Annotated in this window: 5 protein-coding genes and 2 pseudogenes; 1 reads left to right on the plus strand and 6 read right to left on the minus strand. The window is 54.5% G+C overall.

Annotated features, from left to right (window positions below; genetic code table 11):
• The 4 genes and pseudogenes from LPU83_RS75650 to LPU83_RS75290 form a co-directional block, all read right to left on the minus strand.
• Positions 1-130: pseudogene (locus LPU83_RS75650) on the minus strand (Mu transposase domain-containing protein); the annotation flags it as partial.
• 3 nt (positions 131-133) lie between these two features.
• Positions 134-2,827, minus strand: coding sequence for a condensation domain-containing protein (locus LPU83_RS75655; protein WP_162392063.1), 2,694 nt, complete (start codon positions 2,825-2,827; stop codon positions 134-136).
• Positions 2,828-3,071: 244 nt separating this feature from the next.
• Positions 3,072-3,929 carry a MurR/RpiR family transcriptional regulator gene (locus tag LPU83_RS24245; RefSeq protein WP_024318914.1) on the minus strand — a complete coding sequence of 286 codons (858 nt, stop codon included), beginning with the start codon at positions 3,927-3,929 and terminating at the stop codon, positions 3,072-3,074.
• Between the two features lie 672 nt (positions 3,930-4,601).
• On the minus strand, positions 4,602-5,012 hold the full coding sequence (locus tag LPU83_RS75290; protein ID WP_082323325.1) for a winged helix-turn-helix domain-containing protein: 411 nt from the start codon (positions 5,010-5,012) through the stop codon (positions 4,602-4,604).
• A gap of 668 nt (positions 5,013-5,680) precedes the next feature.
• On the opposite strand from LPU83_RS75290, the pseudogene LPU83_RS24365 reads away from it, so the two are divergent.
• Positions 5,681-6,901: pseudogene (locus LPU83_RS24365) on the plus strand (IS3 family transposase).
• Positions 6,902-7,063: 162 nt separating this feature from the next.
• On the opposite strand, the gene LPU83_RS24380 reads toward LPU83_RS24365, so the two are convergent.
• A complete protein-coding gene (locus LPU83_RS24380) occupies positions 7,064-7,729 on the minus strand; it encodes a hypothetical protein (RefSeq protein ID WP_029710557.1) in 666 nt (221 codons plus the stop codon).
• A 322-nt stretch (positions 7,730-8,051) separates the two neighbouring features.
• Positions 8,052-9,356: a diaminobutyrate--2-oxoglutarate transaminase gene (gene ectB / locus LPU83_RS24460; protein WP_024318907.1), complete on the minus strand. Its 1,305-nt coding sequence runs from the start codon at positions 9,354-9,356 to the stop codon at positions 8,052-8,054.
• Between the last annotated feature and the right edge of the window lie 257 nt (positions 9,357-9,613).

Consider the following 9,613-nt stretch of genomic DNA (forward strand, 5'->3'; position numbering starts at 1 on the left):
GTTGGTGATCATGGAAGATCTCGACGATCAGGCGGTGCGGCACGGAATAGAAGGCCTTATCGACTTCGACATGGTAGTAGGAGTGAACCTTTGCCGATACGGGCCGACAATCAGAAACGCGAGCCTTTGGATTTCATCCCTCGGGCAAATCATCCAACCAGCATGCACCCTCGGTGTACAGTCGCGAAAAGATCTTTCCAATTTTTTCGGGAGTTTTGTTTTGATGATATCGCATATAGACGCGGCCATCGGTTCCAATATCGAGGATCTCGATCTTTCCTGTATAATGCGACATGATGTATTTGAAGGTCTTTTGGATACCGCTGAGACGGTGATTGATGCCGTGGGCAATTTCTAGTCCGCGGCGCAGCGAAACCTGAAAATGTGATGCGCCCTTTACCGGCCTGCCTTGGAAGAGATAATAGGGGTGGATGCCCATTTGGTGACACTTGGCGAACGTTGCAGCCAAGATCTCGGGATCATCATTGACCCTCCTTAGAAGTACCGCTTGGTTGAGGAACTGCAAGCCGTGTGCACTCAAGGAACGAATAATGCGTTCTGCATCGAGCGAGATTTCACCGATGTGATCGAAATGTGTGACAATCACTGCAGCCTTACCTGATTCATTGATCCGCTGGAACAAAGGTAACAGAGCGGGATCCTCAAACCGCTTAGGCTCGTAGGCGACCATTTTTGTGCCGAACCGAATTGAATTCAAATGCGGGACGGGCAGCAGATGATCCAGGATTTTTTCGAGCCTGGCAGTGCTGAGCATGAACGGGTCGCCGCCCGATAGCAGCACGTTCGTTATTTCGGGATGTCCTCTAATATATTTTGAAATTTGCGCGAAATCAGTTGCAACTTCATCGGAATTTTTGCCCACAATGCGTTTGCGAAAACAATAACGGCAATATGAAGCGCAACGGTCCGTTACCAGCAACAACCCGGTCTGAGGGTATTTGTGCTGAAATCCGGGCACGACGGTATTGTCGTGCTCGCCGCTCGTATCAAGATTACCGGGACTCTCGAACTCTTCGAATGAAGGCTCAACGATATGTCTAAGCTGCTCGTGATAAATCGTATCTGTGATTTGTTCTCGATAGAATTCTGTTACATGATAACGCGTGATGCTGTTAGCTTGTAGCTCCCCCTCGGTTACGCCGCGCGCTCCCTCAATGAAATTCATGGTAGCGGTACCGCGCGTCGCGTCGCAGTTGTCGACCGAAGCTTGAACTTCGCTAACTTGAGGCGCCGCGGATATCCGCGTGTTCAGTTCACGATAGCTTAGGTTTTCGTCCTCGCAATGAACCGCGTCCCGATTCCGCGCCGGCTGCGCCTCGAGCAGCTCGTCAATGCAGCGATCGTGGGGAAAGGCCACTTCCCTCGGCTTCAGCTCTGCCGAGAGATGGCTGCCTTCTTTGTCCAACACAAGCGGCACCGACCAGACCCGCTGGCCAAAGTTGACCGCCATCTGGCTCAGCGCCTGCTGAAAATACCTCGCGAATTGCGCGACCGTGCTCCGGTCGAACAGCGACGCCGCATATACAAGCCTTCCGCAAATCGTCTCACCTACCTCATCAAGCTCAAGCGCCAGATCATGTTGCGCGACAAGTTCGTCAACGCCGATATACTCAAGTTTTAGTTCCGGCAATTCCACCGACGCCCCGGGCTTGTTTGACAACAACGCAGGTATCGCATGTAGGATTGCGGTGTGAGCCTGCTTACGGGGCGGATTGATGCGTTCGATCACCTGATCAAAAGGCAAGTCCTGGTATACCTGCGCCCAAAGCACGGCCGTATTGACCTGCTCCACCAATTCCTCCAGCGTCGGATCGCCCGACAGATCAATCCGCAGCGTCGGCGTGTTGATGAAGGGCCCAATGAGCCCAGTGATCTCGGTGCGAGTGCGGTTGGGAACCGGCATCCCGATGATTAACTCCTGCTGACCCGATATCCGCGCCAACCAAAGCGCCCATCCCGCCAGCAGAGTCCCGAACAGCGTTGTTCCAAGACGTCGGCTGTGCGCCATGAGCTGCGTGGTCAGCGGCTCGTGCCACGCGAACTCGACGAAACTGCCCCTGTAGTCCTGCCGCGTCGGACGCGGCCGGTCCGTAGGTACCTTCAGCACCGTTGGCGCGCCCGCCAGCACCCGGCCCCAGTACTCCGATTGCCGCTCTAACACCTCTTCCGTCAGCCAGCCGCGCTGCCAAAGCGTGTAGTCCGCATACTGCACCGGCAAAGGCGCCAGCTGATGCGGTCGGCCAGTCCGGGCGGCTCTATAGAGCTCGCTGAACTCGTGCGCCAGGATATTCAGTGAGTGGTCATCGGAGACCATGTTGTGCATTGTGATCAGCAGCACGTGGTCGTCCACCGTCAAACGCACAAGTCGCCCGCGGATCAGCGGCCCGGCTTCGAGGTCGAATGGTGCCTGCGCTTCATTGCTTATCAATATCGCGAGGGCCGCCTCCCCGTCGACTCTCAATGTGACATCGTCGTGTTTCAGCGGCAGACCGACATCAGCCGGCCCCACCCGCTGGAATGGTTTGCCGCCATCCACTCCGATGGTGGTGCGCAACACCTCATGACGCACCACCAACCCGTCCAGAGCGGTCTGCAGGGCCGCGTCGTCCAGCTGGCCGCGGAGCCGAAGCCTTATTTGCAAGTGACAGGCGTCCCCGCCGCCCGTGAGACGCGAATGGAACCAAAGCCGCTCTTGGGTGAATGACAGCGGCACCCGCGTCGGACGCGGCAAACCTCTGATTGGCGGGATCGCGCTCAACAGTGCGGCATCCGCTGGATTGATCTGGAGCGTTCGAGTGCATTTCATCTTAAACCTCCTCAGCTGAAGTCTGCGGTTTGCCACATCGCAACGGACAATCGACATGTCTCAGGAAGTCGGCGTGCCTAGCAGAAACCATTGTGGCCAGAGCCTTGCAATTCGAGCGTTTTGAAGCCGCAGCGACGGAAATACTTCGGATTCAGTACATAGACAGAACCACCGTAACCGGAGAGCGAAAAAACGAGACGGACGCAATCGCCAAAAGCTTGTCATAATAATCTGTAGAGCCCTATCACTGCTGATATAACGCTGCGAGATCTGCTTCGTTGGCTGCCAAAGCTTGCAGCGCGCTGCTGCCGCGTCTGGCGGCGATCAATTGCAAGAGACATTCCACCGCCGCGAACGCCGGAGTCATCGTGTGAAAAACCGAAGGCATTTCGGTCCGAACTCGAATAACAATTTCAGAGACTTTGGCGATAGGGGAGAGCTCGCTGTCCGTCAACGCAACGAGCTTCGCATCGCGCGTCGCTGCGAATTCAGCGATCTGCATTGTGTATCGACTATACGGGCGAACTGAAACTACCAATAAGACATCTTGTCGACTCGCAGACAGGAGTGCATCATTCCGGGTTCCCCCTACGCCGTCAATCAAGGCCATGGGCAAGTCAATCAACGACCCGAGACAATGCATAAGATTGGCCGCAGGAAAACTCGAGCGGAGGCCGATGCAAAAGATTTGCCTTGCTTCCACCATGAGGTCGGCAGCTGCTGCGAGCGCGGCAATGGTGGAGGGCTGCGCGAGGTCACTTAGATAGCTATGAAATGCTTCGACTGTGTCGCTAACCGTGGCGCCATCACCCTCGGCCTCGCCTCGTGCTATCGACTCCTCTTCACACCCCGTATAGTTTTGTGGCAGCTTCCTGACGCCATTCGCGAATACAACTCTCAAGTTGTCGAAACCGTCGAAGCCAAGGCGCTTTGCAAGTCGTGTTAGCGTCGTGGGAGGGACTCGCGCTCTTCGCGCCTGCTCCCTCATCGACAGCAGTGCGACCTCAGTCGGATGATCCACCAACCAACGTGCGGCAACTTTCATTTGCCGAGGCAGCCGCTCGTACCTGTCCTTGATGGCACTAACAACGGGGAGATCCATTCTGATCTATTTCCTTGCTCGAATAAAGTCCTGAAGCACTGTTTGTGAACTGGGTGATCCTGCTGGAATCCCGCGCGGGTCAGCCCCGAAACGCCTGACGATTTCTCGTGAAGGTGCTTGGTCCGAAAAAGCTAAGAACCGACCGGCGCAAAAGCGACGCTTGAGTTTTGATTTCCGACGTGGCGTGGGCATACTGGCTTTCCTTTTTGTTAGATGAGTCGAATATACAAGGAGGAAGATGTGGGCATTTCCACCGATTACTACGAGAGATTCAAAAACCGTGCCAACCGGGCAAAAAGTTAGTATGAAAAGTCTATTTCGATTTCTCAACGAGTTAGGCAAGGGCGCAGGAGGAAGGCGCGCCAGATCACCATGTCGGCAATACGACAAAACATACAGGAGTGTCGGCTGCGAGACCTTTCTGTTATAGCCGGTAGGACGCCTTCCGCGATTGGACGTTCGATGAAAAACGACACGGTTGCGCTTTCGTCGTATCTGTCTGCTGCCATTCTGGCCTGGCGTCACCACAACATGACGGCGCGAGATATATTCGCGAGACAGGGCACTCTTTTAGCGATGTTTGGTTCTCATGAGGTAGCTCGACCATCTGCTACGCAAGCGATGATAAAGGGGTGGCTAGGGATGATACCAACTGCCGAGGCGTTGCTACCCCTATTCGAAAAGGGCATAGCCGAGGGACCTCACAGTTCGTATGAGAACTGGCTCGTCTACTCGGTTGAGGGCGGCGCGCAAATGACCGATATGAACATCGACGGTGCGGAGGCCTATATGCACATTGTCCGGCCACGCTGCATTCTTCAGTTCAGGTCGGGAGTACACCCTGAATGGGTCTTTCATCAGGTGATGTAAAAGACGAAACGCTGTTGGAGTAAGATGGATTGAATGGCCATTTCGCAGCACGCGATGGCTGGTTATATTCAGCTCAAGATCACGAAATGTCAGTGCCTCACGAGGACGAATGACAGAGCCTTGAGACAAGTAGTCAGAGTTCGGTCCAGAAGCATAGTTGTTGGTCATGGTCATTGATCCTGGTTGTGTGAGGCGTCTGCGACAAACCTGCATGCACTATGCCAAGTGAAAAAATCATTCTAGAACAAGAGAAAGGCACCAGAGGTGCTGTGTTCAATGTCCGTCATTGTCGGCTCAATGAGCAGAACCCTTCAAACTGGATGAAAGGTTTTCGGTGCACTTTCCTGGCTGGGAAATGAACAGAAGACCGTGAAGGCATTGCAGATTTCGGACGCCCAGAAGGCATTCATTTTTAAAGTAAGGTGATGACGGCGTTTCGGTTGCCGAGATCTGCGATAAGTCTCATGGTGCCTGGCTCGACACTGATCGACGTCAGCACTGACGAGATTGCCACTAAGTTGGCCATCGACGCTCCGATTGCTGATGTCAGAGCCGTTCAACGGAGGTCATTGCGCGGCAGGAGCGCCTCGGGCTTAGAGCAGGCATCTCGATTCGATTTGAACTATAAAATGGAAAGAAATGCAATTTGAATCTCGTCCTCACAATGACCCACATCAAGAAGCCAGCTAAGAGTGCTCGGCGGGCTCCGGATGTTGCGGCACTCAGTGCCTTAGATCGGCCAGAGGGCTTCGCAGGCATCGCTGATGTCGCGTGACATGATGTTCCAATATGAACTATAGGTCATCTCTAGGCTGTAATGGCCCCATAAATATCCGGACACGATCTCCCACTTAACAAGTGTGCGAGGTAATGTGCCCATTATGACCAGTCACAGTCCTAAGATAGAAGTCCTGTCCGGCCCTGAGCGCCGCCGTCGCTGGTCGACGGCAGAGAAGCTTGCCATCATCCAGGAGACATATGAGCCGGACGCTACGGTGAGCATTGTTGCTCGCCGCTATGGCATCCAGCCGAACCAGTTGTTCACCTGGCGTAAGCTTGCCACCCAAGGGGCTTTGACGGCAACTGCTGCCGAGGAAGATGTCGTTCCCGCATCCGAATATCGTGCCCTTCAGAACCAGGTCAAAGAACTGCAGCGCTTGCTCGGCAAGAAGACGATGGAAGGCGAGATTCTCAAAGAGGCGCTTGAGATCGCGACCGGCCCAAAAAAACATCTGTTGCGCTCGCTGTCATTGCCGAAGGGAAGTTCCCGATGACGGCTGTGTGCGAGACTTTTGGTATTGCCCGGTCAAACATGGTTGAGCGTGTGAAACAGTGTCCCCACAAAGCCCGTGGTCGGCCGCCGCTCGCCGATGATGATCTCGTCGATGAAATCAAAGCGATCATCTCCGAGATGCCGACCTATGGATATCGCCGGGTTCATGCGATCTTACGCCGTAAAGCCCGCGGCGAAAGCCGCCCATGGCCGAACGCCAAACGCGTTTATCGGGTGATGAAGGTGCACGGCCTGCTTCTCCAACGCCATACTGGAGCCATTGATACCCGCCGCCACGATGGTCGCGTTGCTGTAACTCAGTCGAATTTGCGTTGGTGCTCGGACGGTTTTGAAATCGGCTGTGATAACAAAGAAAAGGTCCGCGTTGCCTTTGCGCTCGACTGCTGTGACCGCGAGGCCATTGCCCATGTCGCCACCACTGAAGGCATCAAGAGCGAAGATGTTCAGGACCTTGTCATAACGGCCGTCGAAAACCGTTTCGGCCGCATCAATATCCTTCCTAAGCCCATCGAATGGCTGACCGACAATGGATCGTTGCTTTATTGCGGCAGGCACGAAATCGCTGCTGCTGGATATCGGGCTGGAGCCTTGCACGACGCCGGTCCGCAGCCCTCAGTCCAACGGAATGGCCGAAGCCTTCGTCAAAACGTTCAAGCGCGATTACGTCTCTGTGAATTCCATCCCGGACGCTGAAACGGTCATCGCCCAACTGCCATTGTGGTTCGAGCACTACAACACGCTTCACCCGCACAAAGCTTTGGGATATCGGTCACCGCGCGAGTTCTTAAACAGTCAAACAGAAATCTGATCCTGTCCGGTTTTTATGGGGCAACTCCATAGGCATACCGGCGAAACACTTTGCGAATATCTAAACCACGAACGTCGAGCGGCGCGCCATGTCCTTTGTTGTAGCCGCCGCGTCGAGCGATGGAGTAGGAGTGGACGCAAGTGACGGCTCACGATTGAACCGTCAGCCCGGGCGAGCCATGGTCCCGCCATGCATGACGTGCATTTCATACGCTTGACGCCCCAGTGCGGCTTCAAAAAACTCGAGGTCATCATTGCGTCGACGCCGTCGACTTCGCGCAATGCTGCGAAGTAGCTCAGAACTGAACTTATAAACGCCGATAGGGATCAAATCCGCAGTGACGTTTCTGCTACTGACAGAGCTGCGTGGGAGGATGGCTGTAACTCGGAGCGCGTTATTTGTTAGCAAGCGCAACGATCGCTGGCTATGTGATTTGCCTACAACGATGAGGTTTCGGCCAGAAGCCTGTATCAAGCGCTTGATAAGCGAGACGTCGATATTGAGGTTCTCGGTGAAAATCAAGACTTCGCCGCGTACCTCGCTAATCTCGTCTACTGTTACTGCATCAATGAGGCGCCCCGCATTCGGCGTAGGCAGAGCGCGTAAGCAGAGGTCCATGCCATTCGGGACGCTATGTAAACGCAAGCCAAGATCAGCATGAAGGGTTAAGATCACCGACTTCTGCACGCCTGCCTGCGCCAATTGGGCTAACAAGTGAATTAGCATTGAAGTGCCCGCAAGCAATCCTACGGCCGATTGGCAGCGATCTTGCTGGGCTGTTTTCGTCTCGCATGCGTCGGTGACAATGATCGCCAAGCTCTGAAGCATTTTAGCCATCCTCTGAGGGTGGACGCCTTTAAGCCTAATTCCGTATCCAGCACTGGGTCCACAGATCAGATAGTGATAAGCCGAATCTCAAGTCCGTTGGTGGCCGAAGGTTGGCGCGCTGGCGTTCTTTTCACGCAAGCTAAACGACCTAACAAAATTCTATCCACTTGTCTGAGGTTGGCGGCTGGTTTCGATCTGCGGCTTGGCCAGCCGAGCACCCCAAAACTGCCCTGATCCGGATGAATCTCGCTGATTAAGCCAGGCCATGTCCTCCTGGCGCGCCGGCTACACTTTCATCGACGACGTTAGATCAACGAGCGCGCTATTTCTCCAGAACCGTTGCAGGATCTGGCACCACATTGAGCGCAGCGTTGACCGACTCTTCCAGAATGTCCAAGCCGCGTTGAAGCGTCTGCTGGTCAATGGTCAACGGAGGGAGAAGCTTGATAACCTCATCCTCCGCGCCGCATCGCTCTACAACGAGCCCTTCTTCAAAGGCGTTGCGAACGATTTTCTCGGTCAGTTCTCCTGTACCGCAATCGAGCCCCAACATCATGCCCCTCCCACGTACGGCAAGGCGGCGATCTTGGTTCCTAATCTCCCGAAGACGTTCGCGCATAGTGTGCCCGGTCTTCTTCACAAGCGCAGACAGCTCTTCACTAGCCCAATATTTTCGCAATGCAGCCGTGGCCGTTATGAGGGCAAGGTTATTGCCTCTGAAGGTGCCGCTGTGCTCGCCCGGTTGCCAAATATCGAGGCCGGGTTTGAGCAGCAAAAGGGACAATGGCAGTCCACAGCCACTGAGGGACTTGGACAAGAGAACAACGTCTGGAGATAATTCTGCAAATTCAAAGCTGAAGAAATCACCCGTTCGTCCGCAACCTGCCTGAATGTCGTCGACAATAAGTAGGATGCCGTTGTCTCTGCAAAGCCGCTCAACTGACTGCAGCCACTCCTTGCTCGCCGGTCTGATTCCTCCCTCAGCTTGAACGGTCTCAAGAATGACGGCTGCTGGCAGATCAACGCCGCTGCTTCCATCATCAAGTACTTTCTGCAAGAATCGCGACGTATCGTTGCTGGGCCCCCAATACCCGTCATAAGGCATAAACACTGCACCGCCCGGAGGAATGCCTCCCGCGTCCCGATAATATCGATTACCCGTTACCGCGAGCGCCCCTAAGGTCACTCCATGAAAGCCGTTGGTGAATGAAATAATACTGCTCCGACCCGTAACTTTCCGAGCAAGTTTTAAGGCGGCTTCGACGGCATTGGCGCCCGTAGGCCCGGTGAACTGAAACCTGTATTTCAGACCGCGCGGGCGCAATATTATTTCATCAAAATACTCGAGAAACTCCCTTTTTGCTGACGTAGCCATGTCCAGCCCTTGGACGATTCCATTTGCATTTAGGTATTGCATGGCGTGGTTCAGAAAATCGCGGTCGTTGTGCCCGTAGTTAAGGACACCCGCGCCGGAGAGAAAATCGACATACTGACGACCCTCCTCGTCTTCGAGGATTGCTCCTTCGCTCTTCCTGAACACAACAGGAAATGACCGCGAATATGTTCGCACGTTCGATTCGAGGGTTTCGAAGGCAATTAGCGAGTTGGGGCTACTTTCGTTAGGCATGATCTTCCTCTCCACATGAATGCCACGGACACTATCGCGGCACACATCTTGGACAACGCGATCTAGTCTTGCTTGCTTTCACAAGACGACATCAGTTGATATAGCGCGGCAATTCAACGTTCTAAACGACAACAGCAGCCCACGCGCCTACCTACGTCGGTAGTCACAAGGCATCTTCATATCCGCCTGCACTAGGGGACGACCCCGAGGTAGGAGCCGAGTGCGGGAATTCCGCTCGCTCGGATCTGTGCGGGGGG

Origin of the sequence: Rhizobium favelukesii, from assembly GCF_000577275.2 — a bacterium.
Lineage (GTDB): Bacteria > Pseudomonadota > Alphaproteobacteria > Rhizobiales > Rhizobiaceae > Rhizobium > Rhizobium favelukesii.

What these genes read in the sequence shown, in the direction of transcription:
- LPU83_RS75655 (WP_162392063.1), bottom strand. Translation starts at nt 2,827, where the DNA reads ATGAAATGCACTCGAACGCTCCAGATCAATCCAGCGGATGCCGCACTG.
- LPU83_RS24245 (WP_024318914.1), bottom strand. Translation starts at nt 3,929, where the DNA reads ATGGATCTCCCCGTTGTTAGTGCCATCAAGGACAGGTACGAGCGGCTG.
- LPU83_RS75290 (WP_082323325.1), bottom strand. Translation starts at nt 5,012, where the DNA reads ATGCAGGTTTGTCGCAGACGCCTCACACAACCAGGATCAATGACCATG.
- LPU83_RS24380 (WP_029710557.1), bottom strand. Translation starts at nt 7,729, where the DNA reads ATGCTTCAGAGCTTGGCGATCATTGTCACCGACGCATGCGAGACGAAA.
- ectB (WP_024318907.1), bottom strand. Translation starts at nt 9,356, where the DNA reads ATGCCTAACGAAAGTAGCCCCAACTCGCTAATTGCCTTCGAAACCCTC.